We start from the raw sequence: 21,716 nt of genomic DNA on the forward strand, positions 1-21,716 counted from the left end.
CCCCTACCCCTCTGCCCCCCTGCCCCTCTGTCCCCTCATTTACCCCTACTCTCTCCTGCGGCATCAATGCCAGCTTGGCATTGCGAAACCGCAGATTTTCCAAATCAGTTTTAATGGCGGTCCCTTCACCTGACGACGCTATAGTAGTGGAAACCCAGCGTCCTTGGTCATCTTGTTCAATGTAAATATCTGGGTTGACTAAGGTAACATCTAGCTTTAAATGGTGGTTAAAGATTAGTTGCAACAGATCAAAACCCACCTCTACAGATTCGACTGTGGCCCGGTCTGGATCTGTGGATGTGGCTGGGATAGCTGAAGCCCCAAACTGCACTCCCGTCAACGAAAATTGTGTAACTCTTCCCAGGTTTACCGGACGGTTGAGTGTAGTAGTGAGACTTTGTTGTGCTAATGGTGTTAGCTCTGTTTGAACAAAAGTCCATAACCGCCAAATACCGACAATCACTCCTAACAGTAAAAGTCCGCTCAAAGCAATGCTACCCCGACTCAACACCAGCAACCACAGACGCTTGCGGTTAGGGGAAAGGTAGTAAGGATCTCGATCGGGATATTTAGTCATTTGCTTTCACTGTATTAATTGCCGGATATCGCTGGCACACACAAGCATTAACTGGCACATTGATTCAGTATGCCACTTCCAGGATACGCCAACTAAACCCAAGACCTCATTGATTGAGTTACGGTATTTTCTCGATCCAATACTTATGCTTAATAATATTGGCGTTTTCAGGAAAATCTGAATTAGAGTGAAAATTGTTCCTGTAACTTTCCTTGAGACACAATGTCGAACTTTAATATGAATAAACCTTAAAAAGGACAGATGATTACACCAATGCGTGTTTTTGTGTTAATTTTTAATGCTCGAACGGAAAATGAGGGGATTCATACGATTCGCGAAGGCGATCGCAATAAAATTCTGATGTTCGAGTCAGAAGACGATGCCACGCGCTTTGCCTTGATGTTAGAAGCTCAGGATTTCCCCGCACCTACACCGGAGCCGATCGATGCTGAAGAAATCAAGGAATTTTGCGAAAGTGCTGGATATGAATGGGAAATCATCCCAGAAAACAGCAATTTAGTTGTAACTCCCCCAGAACTTAACGTCGAAAAAACTGACTGGCAAGAAAATGCCCAGAAGGAGGATACTGTTGAAGACACCTTCCCTCTTAATGAACAGCCACTAGAAGAACCAGAATTGTCTGATTCTGAACTAGAGAAGATTCGTCGCAAATTGGAAGGATTGTTATAAGTAGTCATTGGTCATTGGTCATTAGTCATTAGTCATTGGTCATTGGTCACTGGTCGCTAACTGACAAATGACAAATGACAACGGACAAATGACAAAGGACAAATGACAAAGGACAAATGACAAATGACAAATTTGCAAGAACGCGGGCATCTTTTAACTGAGCTGGTAAATCCTAACAGTGTGAACTTAGACCAGCTCAGTTCTCTAGAATTGGTGGAGTTGTTTAATGACGAAGACCAAAAGGCTGTCGCAGCAGTTGCAGTGGCGAAAATTCAGTTAGCAGAGGCAATTGAGCGCACCGCAGAGCGTTTGCGCCACGGAGGACGCCTATTTTATATCGGTGCAGGGACAAGTGGTCGGTTAGGCGTGTTAGATGCTGCTGAGTGTCCACCTACTTTTTGTACACCCCCAGAGTTGGTACAGGGGATTATTGCTGGTGGTGCTGGCGCATTAGTACGCAGTTCTGAGGATTTAGAAGACAGCGTTGAAGATGGTGAGGCTGCGATCGCTGGGCGACACATTACCCAATTAGATGTAGTAGTTGGCATTACCGCTGGTGGGACAACGCCTTATGTCCACGGTGCGCTTCATGCTGCTCGTCAGCGAGGAGCCACAACTATTTTTATCGCCTGTGTTCCTGCACAACAAGTTAGCTTTGATGCTGATATTGATATTCGCCTATTGACAGGGCCAGAAATAATCGCCGGCTCAACTCGCCTGAAAGCTGCTACAGCCACTAAATTAGCTTTAAATATCCTTTCTAGCGGCGTGATGGTTAAGCTAGGCAAAGTTTATGGCAATCGCATGGTGGATGTAGCAGTAACAAATCAAAAATTACGCGATCGCGCTTTGCGAATTTTGCAAGACCTTACAGGTTTAAGTCGGGAAGCTGCTGGTTTTTTACTAGAACGCAGTGGTAAATGGGTTAAGCTAGCCCTATTGATGCACTGGACTGGTTTGGAAAAAGACGAGGGCGATCGGCTGCTTTCAGAACACCAAAGTAATCTCAGGGCAGCTGTTGTCAGTTATCAAAACCATAAGCAACTTTGAAGAAATTTTCTAAATAAATACTTTATAATCTGGCTGCTACTTATTTTAGTAGCACGCCTTTTTTTAAGAATAATATTCCCTAGAAAAATTGACATTAATTATAATAATTAATAATAGTAAACTTAAATAAATATTTTAACCTCTATTGTCAATCTCAATAAATGAAGTACAACTCTCTACTTTTTTAAACAAAAATTCAGAACTTATACGGATATGATTCTATATGAAAATTCTTAAAATGATATGCTCATAAAAATTATAAACTTTTCTACCTCAGTAAAAATTCAATTGTACAAGAAATCTTTAAAACAACTATTCAAGAAGTAAGACAATTACTGCGATGCGATCGCGTTGCCCTGTATCGCTTCATATCAGTTTCGGTTAAACACTTATAATATCCGTAGGTTGGGTTGAGGAAAAAACCCAACATTTGATTGTTATTGATGTTGGGTAACACTAAAGTTCAACCCAACCTACATTGATAGATTTTATTATAAGTAATCACCCGAACTTGATATCAATCCTAACCGGAGTGGTGAATTTGATTGATAATTTTGCCACACAGACAAACGTACTCACTTTGAATGCAGCCATTGAAGCTACTTGTGCCGATGAATATGGCAAAGGCTTTGCAGTTGTAGCTGATGAAGTCCGTTCTTTATCTCGCCAGTCAGCAGCAGCAACCATCGAAATTGAAAAATTAGTTCAGGAGATTCAAGCAGATACTGGAGAAGTTGCAGTAGCAATGGAAACTAGTATTTAGCAGGTAGTAGAAGGTACAAATCTTGTTAGTGACACTCGCCAAAAATTAACAATTCGTAATTCGTAATTCGTAATTATGAATTATCAGGTAGATTATTTGGATCTACACCTAGAGAACGTAAATATTCGGCTAATTGTTCAGCCCTTTGCCGTTCTTGTTGTGCCTGTTCTGCATCCGTCAAATAGCGCTTTCCTTGCTCGTCATACCAACATAAAAACTCCTGTTGTATGCCGCCAATTACAGCTTGGTGTCGCCCAATACCTAACCCTATCTCTGGCATCAAATAGGGTTCACCTATTTGTAGTTGGTAGTTTCCATCAATCAACTTATACACTTCCAAGGGTTGATGTCGCTCGCGTCGCCAAAACTCAGGGTTATAAATTACGTAGTACAATACACCGAGTTTTCTATATATATCTAGCTTTTCGTCATATTCACCTCCTGGAGTATGGGATACTATTTCTAATGTGAATATTGGAACTATCTCATTTTCTTCCCAAACTGCATAACTTTTGCGTGATTTGCCACCCTTTTTCCGTTCTACTCCCAGACTTAAAAAAGCATCTGGCACTACAGGTACTCTAGGATTTACTCCTGTGGTGTGATACACTGCCATATCTACTCCGAAGTACCAATCCATGCGATTTGCCCAAATGGAGTTAAGTAAGAAGAGTAAAATATTGGGCAAAAAGTTTTGGTCTTCGTTATCCACTGGTGTATCGTCTGAACAGGGGAGTTCGTCGGTAGTTGGTAACGCATTTTTGAGATCGGGTGAGAGCATAACCGTTGTCTCGCTGGCGTTTGATGCCCTTATTATAAATGAGTGACGAAAAGTTTAGCGCTTGGGTGTAGCTTCCCCAAACTTAATCAAAAGTGCGATCGCAATACTAACAAGCAAAATTAACGTCATACTCAAGGCTGAACCAAATCCCCAATTTTGCGTTGCTCCAAGAAACTGGTTATAAACTAACCGCGCCGCCGTCATACTAGAAGCACCACCGAGTAATTCTGGATCGACAAAATCTCCCAAGCCGGTGATGAATACAAGCATAGAAGCAGCCGCAATTCCCGGAAAAATTTGCGGTACGGTTACTTGGAAAAAAGTTTCCACCGGATTTGCACCTAAATCAGCCGCAGCTTCTAGCAACCGCTTGTCTAGCTTTTCCAGAGAAGCATATAAAATCAAAACCATATAAGGTAATAAGCTGTAACTCATGCCAATCAATACAGCTTGACTATTGTTGAGTAATTCCCAAGTAGGCAAGCCAAAATTGCTAAGTAAACTATTCAATAAACCAGTAGGACGAAGAATTGTAATCCAAGCATAAGAACGCAGTAACGAAGAAGTCCACAAAGGTAGAACAAAACCTAATAACAGTAAATTTCGCCAACGCTGTGGTACTATCTGAGCAATCCAATAGGCGACGGGGAAGCCCAAAATTAAACAAATTATTGTAGTACCAAACGCAAAAAATAGCGATCGCCCAATTACTTGCACGTAAAGGGAGTCAAATATTCGGATGTAGTTTTTGAATCCGTTGGGATTGACCAAATCTCCCGGTCGGATGTCTGCAACTAAACTTAACTCGAAAATTATCAAAGTTGGCAACACCAACAAAAGTAATAACCAAATCCCAGATGGTGCAAGCAATACCAAAGGTTGGAGCCAATTTCTGACGGAATGCGGCAATTTTTCTATTTTATAAATCTCATTTTTTTCCAAATTAATCACTCCTAACTCCTAACTCCTAACTCTTTTAGCTGCTAGTTAATTGAGTCCAATAACGATCGTAAACCTCTTCAAATTCTCCTACAGGTGTAACACGTTCACAATTTTTTAACAGGGATTCTGGCGGAAACAAATTAGCGTTGTTTCGGATTGTTTTTGGCAACTGCTCAAATCCGGCGCTATTCGGCGTAGAAATATTCAGGCGTTGAGTAATTTGGGCTGCTATTTCTGGTTGCAAAATCATGTTAATCCAAGCATAGGCTCCAGCCTGGTTTGGGGCTGTTTTGGGAATTACAATGGTGTCTGTCCATAATGAAGAACCACTGCGAGGAATCACATATTTGAGTTTAGGGTTTTCTTGAGAGATTTTCACTGCATCTGCTGAATAACACATTGCCAGTAGTAAATCTCCTGCGAGAATTTGATTTTGCCAAGCGTCAGTGTCAAAACGGGCGATCGCAGGTTTTAGCACCTTCAATTTTTCATAAGCTTGTTTGATTTCTTGTTCATTTTTTGAGTTATAAGAATAACCGAGCATTCGTAAGGTTGCACCCATCACTTCTCGAACATCATTGAGCAAGGTCATTCGCTGATTAAGTTGCTCTTGATTTTGCCAAATAAAATCCCAATCTTGGGGTGTATCTTTAATTTTTTCGGAATTGTAAAGTAAACCTGTTGTCCCCCAGTTAAAAGGGATACTGTAGCGGTTATTGGGGTCATAACTAGGATTCTGAAACCGGGGAAATAAATTCTCTAGACCGATTAAGCGATCGTGATTTATTTCTGTTAACAAGTCTTTGTCTACCATCTTTTGTACCATGTAATCAGATGGGTTGATGATGCTATAAGTGCCACCGCCTCCAGCTTGCAATTTAGCCAGCATGACATCATTGGAATCATACACATCTGCCAGCACTTTTATGCCAGTTTGGACGCTAAAAGTTTTCAATAATTGGTTGTCAGTATATTGCGTCCAGGTAAAGATATAAAGTTGGTCACGCTGACTATTGGTATTAGAATTAGCACGTACTTCAGCCAGCCTCCAGCCACAACCACCTAAAGATAAGCTAGAAAGTGCTGCCACCCCTTTTAAAAATTGGCGTCTGTTAGTCATTAAGTTAATAGTTAATCATCTTTTGTATTGTTGCCGATTGACTCTAAATATGCCTTTAATTGGAGTGCCCATAGGTAGTTTAAAGATTAACTTAAGTGTATCTACCTATGCAACTGTTAATAAGTTACTGGTGTCAGCTAGTGTTAAGCACGGTTTTTAATCAAGGTTGAGTTATAAAAATTAACAAAGCGAGCGATCGTCAAATTATCAAGAAAACCCAGCTTGGCAAGCTGAACTGCACTTCTGTACTAGCAAAAATCACAGGGTTTGTCCTTACCTTACCAGTTAAAACTGTTACAGGCGTTTTGGATTTATAACTGTAAGGAGGAATCATCCAAATGTCTAATTGGCAAAACTTTCGCTCCCAGTTTCAGGGAGTTCGATATTATCTGATTTTCCTGGCTGCTCTGTGGTTGAGTTTAGGGATTCCAGGTTGCAGTTTTTCGCCACCCAATTCTCAAACAACTTCATCTCTCAACCCACCCAGATCAACCTGATTGCACAACACTTTGATGGTGTGACGATTAACGTCATTACTCAAAAAGGAGTACTCGATGTTGCACTTAATCGGCACATTGGTAAGTTTGAATCTTTGACTGGTGCAAAGGTCAAGATGGTAGCTTTTCTGCTGGGAGACCTTTACTAAAAACTACAACAGGAAAAGTGGGGCGTAAGTCTCAATGCGCAACCTACCGCGCCAGTCTTGGGCTAACCCTATAAAAAATTAATACATCTGGGAATAATAAATCTGAAAATCGTCAATATTTGGCAATTAAAAGCCAGAGGAAGAGAATTATAAAATGTCTAATTGGCAAAACTTTTGCTCTGTGTGGCAGCGAGTTCGATATTATCTGATTTTCCTGGCTGCCCTATGGTTGAGTTTAGGGGTTCCAGGTTGCAGTTCCCCACCCAATTCTCAAACAGCTTCATCTCCTAGTCCAACCCAAATCAACCAGACTGCACAACGCTTTGACGGCGTGACGATTAACGTCATCACTCAGGATGAAACCGTTCGTACAGGTACTAAGAGACGGATTGCTGGGTTTGAAGCCTTGACTGGAGCGAAGGTCAATCTGACAGGCGTTCCTTTTCAAAATTTATACAACATACTGCAAAAGGATTGGTCTAGCAGTGCTTCAAAGTACGATATGGCAGTTATTTTACCTTCATGGCAGATTGACTTTATCGATGCTGGCTTTGTGGAAGATTTAACGGCGCGAGTCAAGTCTGATGCAGCCATCCAGTGGGAAGATATCGCACCGATCTTTCGGAATTTTAGTGCGACTTATAAAGGACGCATCTACAGTATTCCGTTGGATGGGGACTTTCACATGGTTTATTACCGCACTGATTTGTTAAAGCAAGCGGGGTTAACACCTCCGACAAACTGGGATGAGTATCTGGCGATCGCCAAACGGTTTCACGGTAAAGACTTGAATGGTGACGGTACACCAGACTATGGCTCTTGTATGTCCAAAGGTGCTGCTGATAATAACACAAGCCTATTGATATCCATTGCCACTCCTTTTTTGCAATCTCAGGGAACCGCACAAGGGACATTTTTTGACCCAGACACAATGAAGCCTCTGGTGAACAATCCCGCCTTTGCCAAAGCACTGGATATTTATAAACAAGCGATGGACTATGGAATTCCCCAGGATGAGAATCTAGGTAATGTCAAAGCTAGAGAATTATTTATTACTGGCAGGTGCGCCCTGACCATTGATTGGGGCGATGTTGGACCCTTAGCCATCGATCTATCTGTGTCTAAAGTGATGGATAAAGTAGGGGCTGTGATCACTCCAGGCACTACTGAAGTGCTCGATCGCCAGACTAACAAACTGGTTGTCTGCGATAAATTTATCTGTCCTTACGCCATTGATGGTGTCAATCACGCACCTTATGCCGCCAATATCGGTTGGACAAGTGTAATTTATGCTAAGGCAGCACCAAAAGTCAAGGATGCCGCATACTCGTTTTTCTCTTACATGAGTCAACCTGCTCAGTCTAACGTGGATGTGACGATTGGGGCAACGGGCTTGAACCCCTACCGAATTTCGCAATTTAAAAACTCAGATCCCTGGATTAAATCTGGGATGTCGTCTGAAGCAGCCAACAACTATCTTGCAGCGCTCGGCATCAGCTTGAATAGTCCCAATATGGTTTTGAGTTTGACCATTCCCCATAATCAACAATATCAATTTGAAGTTCTTGATGCTGTTGTATCTAAGTTCTTGGGGAACAAAATTACAACCGAGCAGGCAATGCAGCAGATTGAACAAAGATGGGAGCAGATTACTAACAAAGTAGGGCGGGAGTCTCAGCACGCCGCTTACCGCGCCAGCCTTGGGCTATGAGGGGGAGCGGGGGAAGATGAGGGAGTGAGGGAGAAGAATTATAGCAAAGTGCTGAGTGCTGAGTGCTGTTAGCGTCAGCGGGGCGTTTAGCCCGTGCTGAGTAGAAACCCAGTTAAATCAAGGCTTTTAGCAATCAACATTGTCCTAACCTATGTGGCTACGGCTATAATAACCAATGACTAATGACTAATGACTGTTCATTTGACAGATGAAGTGGGCATCTTAGAAATAATTGGGCAAAAATCACATTGAGAGTGACTAACAATGCACTGCCCATCTCAGTAGTTTGGGGCTGTAAAAGGAGCCACAGAGCGTGCGAAATTGGAACCTCAGCACAAAAATTATTGCTTCTTATTCAGTGCTAATTGCGGTAATGGCTGGGACAATAGCTTCGGGGATGTACTGGCAGTTGTACTCTAGTCAACGGCAGGCAATCCGTAATCGTCTTTTGGCGGTTGTCAGTCTGGCAGTTCCACAAATGGATAGCGATTATCACGGATTGATTGTTAAACCGAGCGCTCGCACTTCCGCCTTTTACAAAATTAATCAAGATAGACTTGTAGCTATTCAAGCAACCAGTAAAGATATTAAGCGTATTTATACGGTACGCCAGCAACCAAATAAAAAATTTGTCTATGTCTTAAACTACGACCCTGCCGACCGAGACAAAACTGTATTGACTGGCATGGATTACACAAAGTCATTAAATGATTTGTATGCAGCTGTTGCCCACAATGCACCGTATGTTGAGCAGGAATTTGACCAAACCGCCAATGGTGAAACCATTCTTTACGGCTATGCCCCAATTACCAATCTCCAGGGTCGGGTGAATGGATTCTTGGTGGTTGAATTGGATGCAAGTTCTGTGGTACGCCAGGAATATACGGTAGCCGTATTTGCTCTGATAAATTTTTTGGCTGTATTGTTAGTAACTGTATTTTTAGTGCGTTGGCTATCGCGATCGCTAGTAGTGCTACCTATTTTACAACTCAATAGCGCCGCCAAGCAATTAGAAACGGGGAATTGGAATGCCACTCTAGCAAGCAACCGCACCGATGAACTTGGAGAACTCTCCGCATCTTTTAATAGCATGGCCAAACAGTTGCAAACCTCCTTTGCCACCTTAGAACAAAAAGTAGAAGAACGCACACTACAACTAGCAGAAGCAAAAGAGAAAGCCGATACTGCCAACCTTGCCAAGAGTGAGTTTCTCGCTAACATGAGCCATGAACTGCGAACACCACTTAATGGCATCCTGGGCTATGCCCAAATTCTCCAAAATGGTGAACCCTTAACAGAACGAGCTAAAAAAGGTATAGATATCATCTATCAGTGCGGCAATCATTTGCTCAATCTGATTAACGATATCCTCGATCTCGCCAAAATCGAAGCCCGGAAGTTGGAATTATATCCTAGCGATGCTAATTTCCCAGCACTTCTCGAAGGCATTGCGGAGATGATGCGCGTGCGTGCTGGTCAAAAAGGAATTCCCTTCACCTATCAACCTGACTCTAATTTACCCGTAGGCATTAGAGTCGATGAAAAACGCCTACGCCAAGTGTTGATTAACTTATTGGGCAATGCCATAAAGTTTACTGACGAAGGCGGAGTGACGTTTCGCGTTAAAACTCACAAACTAGAAACTGCAACCTATCAAATTCGCTTTGAGGTGGAAGATACAGGGGTTGGGATATCGCCAACAGGACTCACGAAAATCTTCCAACCCTTTGAACAAGTGGGTGATGTGAAGAAACAAGCAGAAGGTACTGGACTAGGACTAGCAATCAGTCTGCAAATCGTTTCTCTGATGGATAGCACTCTAAATGTGGACAGCCAACTTGGAAAAGGTAGCACTTTCTGGTTTGAGGTTGAACTTCGCGAAGCTCAAGAATGGGCAGCAAGTCTGCGAACAACTAAGCAAGGCAAGATTGTCGGATTTGAAGGTAGTAAGCGCCAGGTGTTGGTAGTCGATGATCGTTGGGAGAATCGCTCAGTTTTGGTGAGTTTACTGGAACCTTTGGGTTTTACAGTGATTGATGTCAGCAATGGGAAAGAAGGATTAGACAAGGCGAAAGAGATTCATCCTGACCTGATTATTACAGACTTGATGATGCCAGAAATGGATGGCTGCGAGATGCTGCGACAGTTGCGACAGATTCCTGAGTTGCAGAATGTTCCAGCGATCGCTTCTTCGGCTAGTGTGTTTGAGAGTGACCAAAATGAAAGTATCACAGCCGGAGCTGATACTTTTTTGTCCAAGCCTGTAGAAGCTTCGGTGTTGTTAAAGTTATTGGAAAAATACTTAAATCTGAAATGGATTTATGAGCAAAATTCCATTGCTGTAGAGCCGATGAGTGCCAACTCAGAGGCAATATCTTCATCCAGCCCAGATGAGATCGTTCCACCGACCGAGGAGGTTTTGTCACAATTGCACACATTGGCGTTGCAGGGACGTTTGATGGCGATTGAGCAACAGCTAAAAACTTTGGAAAAAGCAGATGAGCAGTACCAACCATTTGTTAAAGCAGTACGTGAGTATGGAGATAATTTCCAAATTGAAAAAATCCGAACATTACTTGAACAGTATCTTCCCAATCTTAAGAGTTAATCTACTAGTTCAGTCTGATAAACCCTTTGTTATCTCATTACCATTTTCGCTATGACCGAAAACGACTCATGATACAAGCCCCTAAATTTATTTATGGGGATCAAAAATTATTGAATTTTGAATTTTGAATTCGGAGCGAAGCGACGTGACGGCATTTTCTGAAAATTCCATTGCATTTAACAATCCTGTTACAAACCCATTTGATAATGGTATTATCCTCATTGTCGATGATGTGCCAAATAACTTGAAGGTGCTTTCAGACACCTTAGCCCAAGCTGGTTTTGAAGTTGCGATCGCCACCAGTGGTGAGGGTGCTTTACAGCAATTGGAACATGCTCCAGTGTCTTTGATTTTACTGGATGTGATGATGCCGGGGATGAATGGCTTTGAAACCTGTCAGCACATTAAAGCCAATCTGAAAACCCGAAATATTCCGATTATCTTTATCACCGCTCTTTCTGAATCGGTAAATAAAGTCACTGGCTTTGAATTAGGAGCTATTGACTACATCACCAAACCGTTTCAACAAAGTGAAGTTTTAGCACGGGTGCGAACTCACTTAAAGCTTAACCAATTGAGCCAGTCTCTTGAAGCCAGAAATACAGAACTGCAAAAACTTACTGAGCAACTAGAGCAACGAGTTACTGAACGAACCCAGGAATTATTTGCATCGATTGAAACCCTCAAGCAAACTCAACAATTGATGCGGTTAGTATTTGATACTATTCCCCACTGGGTAGGGTGGAAAGATATCAATTCAGTGTTTTTGGGCTGTAATCAAAGCTTGGCTGATGCACTAAACTTAAGTTCGCCTGATGAAATTGTGGGTAAAACCGATTATGATTTACAGACGAGCAAAGAAGAATCCGATTGCTATCGTGTGTGCGATCGCCGCATCATGGAGTCTGGTCAAGCAGAACTCCATATTATTGAACAATGGCAACGGGCGGATGGTGAGCAAATTTGGTTGGATACGAGCAAGATGCCTTTACGCGATGCCAAAGGAAATGTCTTCGGCATTTTATTAGTAACAGAAGACATTACTGAACGTCAGTTGGCACAAGAAGAACTCAAACAACAAAAACAAAATCTAGAAGAAGCACTAGCAGAACTTCAAGGCACTCAAGTGCAATTGGTGCAAAGTGAAAAAATGTCGGCACTGGGAAACCTTGTCGCGGGGGTGGCACATGAAATCAATAACCCTGTTGGCTTCCTGGGCGGCAATATTCAACCTGCTTTAGATTATATCAAGGATATATTTGGCTTAATTGATTTGTATCAACAGGAATATTCTCATCCCAGTGGGATAATTCAAGACGAAATCGAAGCAATTGACCTCGATTACATCCGCGAAGACTTACCTAAGTTAGTGGGTTCTATGCAAGAAGGGGTGAAGCGAATTCGGGATATTAGTACTTCTTTACGAACCTTCTCTCGTGCTGATAGCGATCGCCCCATCGCTTGTAACATTCATGATGGCATCGACAGCACCATTTTGATTCTCAAACATCGTCTCAAATCTTCAAAAACCCGTCCAGAAATTAAAGTTATCAAAGAATATGGTCAGCTACCATTAGTAGAATGCTTTGTTGGGCAGTTGAATCAGGTGTTTATGAATATTCTGGCAAATGCTATTGATGCTTTGGAAGAGTCAAATATTGGACGTGGTTTTGAAGAGATAAAAATTAATCCTAATTGCATCACAATTATTACTCAAATTAGTGAGGAAAAGCAAAAAGTAATTATTAAGATTAAAGATAATGGTCAGGGAATAAATGAACAAGTCAAACAAAAGATATTTGACCATTTATTTACGACGAAAGCTGTTGGTCAAGGGACAGGGTTGGGGTTGGCGATCGCTCGTCAAATAGTTGAAGAAACCCACGGCGGAAAATTAAGCTTTAACTCAGTTCTGGGTGAAGGAACAGAATTTATCATTGAAATACCAGTGTAGATTTTTGCTCGTGTTTAGAAAAACTTTATATATCTGGGAATACTAAATCTAGAAATTGTGAGGATTTAGTAATATGGTTAGCACTTTTGTCAGTACTCCTGGATATCACATCACAGAAGAACTCTACAATGGTTCCAGAACCCTAGTTTATCGAGGGTATCGAGAAACTGACTCATTACCGATAGTCATTAAACTGCTGAAAAATCCTTATCCGAGTTTGGGCGAACTCTTGTCGTTTCGCAATCAGTACACCATTGCTAAAAATCTCAACTCACCGCTAATCATCCAAACTTATAGCCTGGAACCTTTCCAAAATGGCTATGCACTGGTGATGGAAGACTTTGGAGGGATTTCTCTCAAAAATTATTTCACCTCACCAGAGACGCGATATATAGCGTCTCTACAACAGTTTTTAGAAATAGCGATCGCACTATGCAATACCTTAGACATACTATACCGCGCTCGCATTATTCATAAAGATATTAAACCCGCCAATATTTTAATTAATCCTGAAACTAAACAAGTTAAATTAATCGACTTTAGTATTGCATCTTTACTACCACGAGAAACGCAAAATATCCAAAATGCCAATGCTTTAGAAGGCACACTTGCCTATCTTTCACCAGAGCAAACTGGACGGATGAATCGGGGGATTGATTACCGCAGTGACTTTTACTCATTAGGTGTCACTTTTTATGAATTACTCACGGGACAATTACCATTTATCTCCGATGATCCGATGGAATTGGTACATTGCCACTTGGCAAAAAATCCTATTCAAATCCATCAAATAAATCCTAATATTCCGTTAATTATATCTGAAATTATTAGTAAGTTAATCAATAAAAATGCCGAAGCTCGCTATGAAAGTGCATTAGGAATAAAGCATGATTTAGAAGTTTGTCTAAGTCAATTAAAAGCCACCGCAAACATTGAATATTTTACATTAGGAGAGCGAGATATTAGCGATCGCTTTACTATCCCCGAAAAACTCTACGGTCGAGAAACTGAAGTATCAATCCTCCTCCAAACATTTGAAAAAGTGAGTCTTGGGGCAACGGAAATGATGCTAGTAGCAGGTTTTTCTGGCATTGGAAAAACTGCCGTTGTCAATGAAGTTCATAAACCCATTGTTCGCCAACGTGGTTACTTTATCAAAGGCAAATACGACCAGTTTGGGCGCAATATTCCCTTTAGCGCCTTTGTCCAAGCCTTCCGAGACTTAATGGGGCAATTACTTTCAGAATCAGATGCACAACTACAAACCTGGAAAACTAAGATTCTCGAAGCCGTTGGAGAAAATGGACAAGTCTTAATTGATGTCATTCCATCATTAAAGCGCATTATCGGCAAACAGCCCCCAGTCACAGAACTATCGGGAACTGCTGCCCAAAATCGCTTCAATCTGCTGATGCAGAAATTTGTGCAAATCTTCACGAGCCAAGAACATCCCTTAGTGATGTTTTTAGATGACTTACAGTGGGCAGATTCCGCATCGCTGAAATTGCTGCAATTGTTGATGTCAGGAACCGGATATTTATTAATCTTGGGTGCGTATCGGGATAATGAAATATCACCGGCTCATCCATTCATTCTTACTGTAGATGAGATCGTCAAAACGGGAGCAGTGGTTAATACCATTACACTGCAATCGTTAAGTTTAGCAGATATGAATCAGTTGGTGGCAGATACGCTAAATTGCAAGTTATCCCTAGCTCACCCATTAACGGAATTGGTGGTAAAAAAAACGAAAGGCAATCCTTTTTTTGCCACGCAATTTCTGAAAGCATTGTATGAAGATGGACAGATTACTTTTGACCCCCCTCAGTCCCCCACCCCCCTTACCAAGGGGGGACAGAGGGGGGTACAAGGGGGGTGGCAGTGTGATATCGCTCAAGTCAGAGCCTTAGCACTTACCGATGATGTGGTGGAGTTTATGGCACTGCAATTGCAAAAGTTGCCGAACCAGACTCAGAATGTTCTGAAACTAGCGGCTTGTATTGGGGCACAATTTGATTTGAATACGCTGGCGATCGTTTCAGAACAATCATTAGAAGCAACAGCGGCTGATTTATGGAAAGCTTTGCAAGAAGGGTTGATTATTCCAAATACGGAAATCTATAAGTTTTTTATTCAGTCTGATAGTGCATCGGTTTCTGATGCCGCAGCAAATCCGACTTATCGGTTTTTGCACGATCGCATTCAGCAAGCTGCTTATTCTCTGATTCTTGATCACCAAAAACAAATTACCCATCTAGAAATCGCTACATTGCTACTTCGCAACAGTAGCGAAACCCACCGTCAGGAAAGAATTTTTGATATTGTCGGTCATTTTAACTTAGCCGCCGAGTTAATTACCGAGCCTCACGCCCGCTATGAATTTGCCACCCTCAACTTACAGGCAGGCAAAGCCGCTAAAGCTGCTGCCGCCTTTGATGCCGCCTTCATGTTTGTGAGCAAGGGCATTGATCGACTACCAGATACAAAATGGCAAGATAACTATCCCTTGACCTTGGCACTGTATGATTTAGGCGCTGGAGTCGCTTATCTATGCAGCCAATTTGAGCAAACAGATCGACTAATTGCCTCAATTTTGCAAAATGCAAGAAATTTACTCGATCAAGTTAGTGCCTACGAGACTAAAATATTGTCTCATATTGCTCAAAACCAGATTCAGGAGGCTGTTTCTATTGGCCTAGATGTACTACGGCAGTTGGGACTTAAACTTCCCAAACAACCTACCAAAATCGATGTCTTGCTGGGATTAGCGAAAACAAAGCTGATCTTGGGTAATAAAAAAACAGCAGAGTTGATCGATTTACCCAAGATGAGCAATCCCAAGGCGCTGGCGATCATGCGAATTTTATCAAGTGCGGCATCTGCGACTTATATCTGCGCTCCACAGTTGATGCCGCTATTCGTCTTTGAACGGATTAATTTATCGGTTCGCTACGGTAATACCCCCCTTTCAGCCGTTGCCTACGCTTGGTATGGAATGATTCTTTGCGGTGTGGTGATGGATATTGAAGCGGGTTATCAGTTTGGGCAATTGGCTTTGCAAGTGTTAGAGCGTTTTAACGCCACTGATTTAAAGGCACAAACCCTCTTCATAAACTGTATCTTAATCAGCCATTGGCGCGAACCTGTAAAAGACAGCATTCCATTGCTGTTAGAGGCTTACCAAACAGGGCTAGAAACAGGAGATGTCGAATATGCAACTTGGGCGGCAGGTATGTATTCTTACAACCAGTATTGTACAGGAAAATACTTAAGCGACACGGAACAAACAATGCGATCGCTACTATCGGCGATCGCCCCGTTAAACCAGAAAAATGGCTTAATTTACCTACAACTTCATCATCAAGTTACCTTAAATCTTCTGGGTCATACCAACAATCCCAGCATCTTGTCGGGGGAAAGTTATCAAGCTGCCGAGGTAATTCCTATGCAGCAAGCCACCAAAGATCACTTAGGGTTGTTCATGAGCTATGTTCACCAACAATACTTACATTACTTGTTTGAGGAGTATGCTGAAGCCGTTGAAAAAGCGAAGGTGGCAAAACTTTATCTTGATAGTAGTGTATCATCATTGGGCACAGTCCTATATTACTTTTATGACTCCCTGGCGCGGTTGGCTGTTTATCCAAAAGTCTCATCTTCAGAACGTCAGCAACTCCTCAAGCAGGTCAAAGCGAATCAGAAAAAACTCCAGAAGTGGGCTTTTTACGCCCCAAGCAATTACCAACATAAGTTTCTACTGGTAGAAGCAGAACAACATCGGATACTGAAGAAATATCTAGAGGCGATCGCTCTTTACGATCGCGCCATTCAACTCGCCAAAGAAAATCAATACCTCAACGAAGAAGCATTAGCCAATGAACTCGCCGCCAAATTTTATCTCGATTGGGGTAAAGAAAAAATCGCTCAAGTCTACATGACCGAAGCCTACTATTGTTACACCCGTTGGGGAGCAAAAGCCAAAGTTATCGATTTAGAAACCCGCTATCCCCTACTAATCCTAGCAATTCTCCAAAAACAGCAACCATCTTTCACACCCACGGAAACGATGATTCCTGTCTTCTCACAGACGATTCAAAGTTCCATCGTCAGTAATACTAGCCTTTCAGAAGCCCTCGATCTGGCAACTATTCTTAAAGCTTCTCAATCACTGTCGAGTGAAATTGAGTTGGAGAAATTACTCTCGATTCTACTTGAGATCATACTCAAAAATGCCGGAGCTGATAAATGTGCGCTGCTGATGCCTTCATGCGATGATCGCTGGGTAATTGAGGCATTCTCTCAACTCGAACACCCTACCATTGTCTTGCGATCGCGTAACGGTGCGGATGCACTCTCGCTGTCCTTTGAGGATCATCAAACAGTACCTGTTACCCTAATCAATCGGGTCAAAAATACCCTCACCTTGGCTGTGATTGATAATGCACTAATTGAGCCAACCCTAGCGGCTGATCCCTATATTCTGCGCCACTCACCCAAGAGTATTATCTGTGCGCCAATTCTCAATCAAAGCAAGTTGATTGGCATTTTATACCTAGAAAATAACCTGACAGTGGGAGCGTTTACGAGCGATCGCCTACAAGTTCTCAAACTTCTCACCAGTCAAGCAGCTATCTCCCTAGAAAATGCTCAACTTTATCGCCAATTAGAGGAATATTCCCACACTCTGGAGCGAAAAGTAGAAGAACGCACCCAGGAAATAACACAAAAGGCTACTCAGCTAGAATCAACACTGGAGAAACTTTACTCGACTCAAGCCCAACTAATTCAATCAGAAAAAATGTCCGGTTTAGGACAGCTAGTTGCTGGAATTGCTCATGAAATTAATAATCCGATTAATTTCATCTATGGCAACTTAGAACCAGCAAGTGAATACGTTGCATCCTTAATTGAATTAAATAATTTATATCAGCAACTTTATCCGCAACCATTGCCAGAGATTGCTGAGAAAATGGCAGAAATGGAACTAGAATTTTTAGTCAACGATTTACAAAAGCTCTTATCCTCGATGAGGGTGGGAGCAGATCGCATCTGTCAAATTGTGCTGTCATTGCGAAAATTTTCCCGTTTGGATGAATCAGAAATCAAACCTGTAGACATTCACTCCGGTATTGATAGCACGCTGTTAATTTTGCAGCATCGACTTCAGAATAATAGTAAAGATACAGAGATTGCAGTCATTCAAAAATATGGTCAATTACCTTTAGTTAATTGTTATGTTTCTGCTCTTAATCAGGTGTTTATGAACATTATAAATAATGCCATTGATGCCTTAAAAACATCAGATAAAAATCGCCAGCCTACTATTGTAATTAAGACTGAATTAAAAGAATCAAACAAGATATTAATCTCTATTGCAGACAACGGTATAGGCATGAGTAAGTCCGTGCAAAATAAGATATTTAATCCATTTTTTACGACGAAATCAGTAGGTAGTGGTACGGGTTTAGGATTATCAACTAGCTATTCGATTGTGGTAGAAAAACATGGGGGTCAGTTAAGCTGCATTTCTACACCAGGAGAGGGAACAGAATTTTTTATTGAAATTCCGGTATAATTTTTGGCGATTTTTGGTAAACAACTTCAGATATCCGGGAATACTAAATCTGAAAATATTAAGGATGAGCGCAATATGGTTAGCACTCTAGTCAGTATTCCTGGATATCGCATCAATGAAGAACTCTACAATGGTTCCAGAACCCTAGTTTATCGAGGGTATCGAGAGACTGACTCAATACCAGTAGTGATTAAACTGCTGAAAAATCCTTATCCCAGCTTCTCTGAACTCTTGTCGTTTCGCAATCAGTACACCATTGCTAAAAATCTCAACTCAGAGCTAATCGTCCAAACCTATAGCCTAGAAGCCTACCAAAATGGCTATGCGCTGGTGATGGAAGACTTTGGGGGGATTTCTCTTAAAGATTATTTCACCTCTGACCAGAGGCGATATATCGCATCTGCTGAAGAGTTTTTACGAATTGCGATCGCACTGTGCAATACCTTAGATATACTTTACCGCTCGCGCATTATTCATAAAGATATTAAACCCGCGAATATTTTAATTAATCCCGAAACAAAAGAAGTTAAATTAATTGACTTTAGTATTGCATCTTTACTACCACGGGAAACCCAAACACTAATCAATCTCAATGTCTTAGAAGGAACACTTGCTTATATATCTCCAGAACAAACAGGCAGAATGAATCGGGGGATTGACTACCGTACTAATTTTTATTCAGTCGGTGTCACTTTTTACGAATTACTCACGGGAGATTTACCTTTTGCATCAAACGATCCAATGGAGTTGGTACATTCTCATATTGCTAAATTCCACCACTTTTAGGCAATAGAGAAGATATTCCCCAAGTGATTTGTGATATCGTCATGAAATTGATGGCAAAAAATGCTGAAGAGAGATATCAAAGCGCATTGGGACTGAAATTTGATTTAGAAAATTGTTTAGATCAGCTACAAGAAACGGGTTAGATTGAAAATTTTGAAATTGCGCGTAGGGATTTGTGCGATCGCTTCATCATCCCGGAAAAACTCTATGGCAGAGAAACTGAAGTTAATCAACTATTAACCGCCTTTGAAAGAGTCAGCACAGGCAGCACAGAAATGATGCTAGTGGCAGGATTTTCCGGAATTGGAAAAACCGCAGTAGTCAATGAAGTTCATAAACCCATTGTCCGACAACGGGGTTACTTCATCAAAGGCAAATATGACCAATTTCAACGCAATATTCCCTTCAGTGCCTTTGTCCAAGCCTTCCGAGATTTGATGGGACAATTGCTAAGTGAAAGTGATGCCCAATTGCAAAGTTGGAAAACCCAGATATTAGCCGCCATAGGAGACAACGGACAAGTTTTAATTGACGTAATTCCTGAATTAGAAAACATCATCGGCTCACAGCCCCCAGCCACGGAACTATCAGGAAGTGCCGCTCAAAATCGCTTCAATTTGCTCCTGCCAAAATTTGTGCAAATCTTCACAAGTATTGAACATCCCTTAGTGATATTTTTAGATGACTTACAATGGGCAGATTCGGCATCGCTGAACTTGTTGAAATTATTAATGGCAGAGACGGGACATCTCTTAATATTAGGTGCGTATCGAGACAATGAAGTGTCATCGGCTCACCCATTCATCCTCACCGTAGATGAACTTGTCAAAACGGGAGCAACGGTGAAGACAATTACCTTATCGCCGTTAAGCCGGGTGGATCTCAATCAGTTAGTAGCAGATACACTCAATTGCAAATTATCTCAGGCTCAACCGTTGACCGAATTGGTGTACAAAAAAACCCAAGGTAACCCATTTTTTGCCACCCAGTTTCTCAAAGTATTGCATGATGACAAGTTAATTAGCTTTAATTGGGAAATTCAACATTGGCAGTGCGATCTGGCTCAAGTCGAAGCCTTGGCAATTACTGATGATGTAGTAGAATTCATGGCTTTGCAATTGCATAAATTGCCAACCCAGACTCAAGAAATGCTCAAACTAGCGGCCTGTATTGGAGCGCAGTTTGATTTGAATACCTTAGTAATTGTCAGTGAGAAATCAGCAGTAAGTACGGCTACGGCTTTATGGAAAGCGTTGCAGAAAGGCTTAGTAATTCCTACTACCAAAATCTATAAATTCTTTACCCAATCTGATAATGAAGAAGCATTGAATGCTTCAGCGAATCCCACTTATCAGTTTTTACACGATCGCGTTCAACAAGCCGCCTATTCTCTGATTCCCGATGACCAAAAGCAAATTACTCATCTTCAGATTGGTCAATTGCTACTACAAAATGTGGAAGATAAAAATCTAGAAGACAATATTTTTGAAATCGTTAACCATTTGAACTTAGGAATTCCTCTGATCGATCAACCGCTAGAAAAGGCAGAACTAGCTTCTTTGAATTTAATGGCTGGGCAAAAAGCAAAAAACGCGATCGCCTATGAACCTGCATTCAGCTATTTCAAAATAGGGCTAGGTCTATTAACACCTGAATGCTGGCAGGTTCAGTACGATCTGGCATTGACACTCCACGAACGGGCTGGCGAAGTTGCCTATCTGCTAGGACACTTTGAGTCTATGCAACAATTCATCCAAGCTGTATTTAGCAATACTCATCATTCTTTAGATCGGGTAACTTCTTATCAGACTCAAATTCAGGCATACGCTGCCCAGGGTAGAAATGAAGAGGTGATGCAAACTGCCTTGAGTGTGTTGCAAACACTTGGTGTAGAACTACCCAATCAACCCTCTCCACAAGACATTCAACACAAATTAGAACAGGTTGCATTACATTTAGCGGAAAAACGCATTGAGGATTTAGTCAATCTTGACAAAATGACTGATCCTGAATCATTGGCAATCATGCAAATTCTATTTGCGATTATTCCAGTTGTTTTTAATTCTTTTCCGCAACTCGTGCCGCTTGTTATTTTAACGAAGGTTGAGTTATCGATCAGGTTCGGAAATGCTGCCCTTTCTCCGTTTGCCTATGCTTTATATGGCGCTATTTTATGCGGAAAGATCGGAGATATTGATACTGGATATCAATTTGGTCAACTCGCCATGAGTTTACTACTTCGTTGGAATATTCGAGAAGTAAAGAGCAGTACATTATTTATCGTTAACTATGTGATTAAGCATTGGAAACAGCCCATTAAAAAAACATTCAGCTTTTTACAAGAAGCCTATTCTGCTGGCTTAGAATGTGGGGATTTGGAACACGCTGCCTAGTCTATCGCTCTCCTTTCATTTAGCAAATATCTAGCAGGTACACCCTTAGAAGAGCTTGAGAAAGAGTAAGGATTCAGGTGGCAGAGTATTGACAAGGGGGACACTTGAGGGGGAGTATCA

General features: G+C 41.6%; 10 protein-coding genes and 3 pseudogenes. 9 read left to right on the forward strand and 4 right to left on the reverse strand.

The features are described 5' to 3' along the window. Positions 1-577, reverse strand: a pseudogene (locus HWQ58_RS33140) (hypothetical protein); the annotation flags it as partial. A 261-nt stretch (positions 578-838) separates the two neighbouring features. On the opposite strand from HWQ58_RS33140, the gene HWQ58_RS33145 reads away from it, so the two are divergent. The 3 genes and pseudogenes from HWQ58_RS33145 to HWQ58_RS33155 form a co-directional block, all read left to right on the forward strand. Beyond that, positions 839-1,267 carry a DUF3110 domain-containing protein gene (locus HWQ58_RS33145; protein ID WP_292872300.1) on the forward strand — a complete coding sequence of 143 codons (429 nt, stop codon included), beginning with the start codon at positions 839-841 and terminating at the stop codon, positions 1,265-1,267. 123 nt (positions 1,268-1,390) lie between these two features. Continuing rightward, positions 1,391-2,317 (forward strand): N-acetylmuramic acid 6-phosphate etherase, encoded by a 927-nt coding sequence (murQ, locus tag HWQ58_RS33150; protein ID WP_292872302.1) that lies wholly within the window; start codon positions 1,391-1,393, stop codon positions 2,315-2,317. 532 nt (positions 2,318-2,849) lie between these two features. Continuing rightward, positions 2,850-3,077: pseudogene (locus HWQ58_RS33155) on the forward strand (methyl-accepting chemotaxis protein); the annotation flags it as partial. Positions 3,078-3,153: 76 nt separating this feature from the next. On the opposite strand, the gene HWQ58_RS33160 reads toward HWQ58_RS33155, so the two are convergent. Genes HWQ58_RS33160 through HWQ58_RS33170 form a run of 3 tightly spaced genes read right to left on the reverse strand, consistent with a single transcriptional unit; the run spans position 3,154 to position 5,923 of the window. Beyond that, entirely contained in the window at positions 3,154-3,861 is a 708-nt protein-coding gene (locus HWQ58_RS33160; RefSeq protein WP_292872304.1) for a Uma2 family endonuclease, read from the reverse strand. Positions 3,862-3,915: 54 nt separating this feature from the next. Beyond that, positions 3,916-4,809 (reverse strand): ABC transporter permease, encoded by an 894-nt coding sequence (locus HWQ58_RS33165; protein ID WP_292872316.1) that lies wholly within the window; start codon positions 4,807-4,809, stop codon positions 3,916-3,918. Positions 4,810-4,837: 28 nt separating this feature from the next. Further along, positions 4,838-5,923, reverse strand: coding sequence for a spermidine/putrescine ABC transporter substrate-binding protein (locus HWQ58_RS33170; RefSeq protein WP_292872306.1), 1,086 nt, complete (start codon positions 5,921-5,923; stop codon positions 4,838-4,840). 409 nt (positions 5,924-6,332) lie between these two features. On the opposite strand from HWQ58_RS33170, the gene HWQ58_RS33175 reads away from it, so the two are divergent. The 6 genes and pseudogenes from HWQ58_RS33175 to HWQ58_RS33205 form a co-directional block, all read left to right on the forward strand. Continuing rightward, entirely contained in the window at positions 6,333-6,569 is a 237-nt protein-coding gene (locus HWQ58_RS33175) for a hypothetical protein (RefSeq protein WP_292872308.1), read from the forward strand. A 154-nt stretch (positions 6,570-6,723) separates the two neighbouring features. Then, positions 6,724-8,280 (forward strand): extracellular solute-binding protein, encoded by a 1,557-nt coding sequence (locus HWQ58_RS33180; protein WP_292872310.1) that lies wholly within the window; start codon positions 6,724-6,726, stop codon positions 8,278-8,280. Positions 8,281-8,593: 313 nt separating this feature from the next. Beyond that, a complete protein-coding gene (locus HWQ58_RS33185) occupies positions 8,594-10,888 on the forward strand; it encodes an ATP-binding protein (RefSeq protein WP_292872312.1) in 2,295 nt (764 codons plus the stop codon). 145 nt (positions 10,889-11,033) lie between these two features. Continuing rightward, a complete protein-coding gene (locus tag HWQ58_RS33195; RefSeq protein ID WP_366839074.1) occupies positions 11,034-12,842 on the forward strand; it encodes a response regulator in 1,809 nt (602 codons plus the stop codon). Positions 12,843-12,915: 73 nt separating this feature from the next. Continuing rightward, entirely contained in the window at positions 12,916-18,417 is a 5,502-nt protein-coding gene (locus tag HWQ58_RS33200) for an ATP-binding sensor histidine kinase (RefSeq protein ID WP_292872314.1), read from the forward strand. 75 nt (positions 18,418-18,492) lie between these two features. Continuing rightward, a pseudogene (locus HWQ58_RS33205) lies at positions 18,493-21,590 on the forward strand (serine/threonine-protein kinase PknK); the annotation flags it as partial. Positions 21,591-21,716 lie beyond the last annotated feature (126 nt).

Origin of the sequence: Nostoc sp. LPT (genome assembly GCF_017115165.1) — a bacterium.
In the GTDB taxonomy this organism is placed as follows: Bacteria; Cyanobacteriota; Cyanobacteriia; order Cyanobacteriales; family Nostocaceae; genus Nostoc.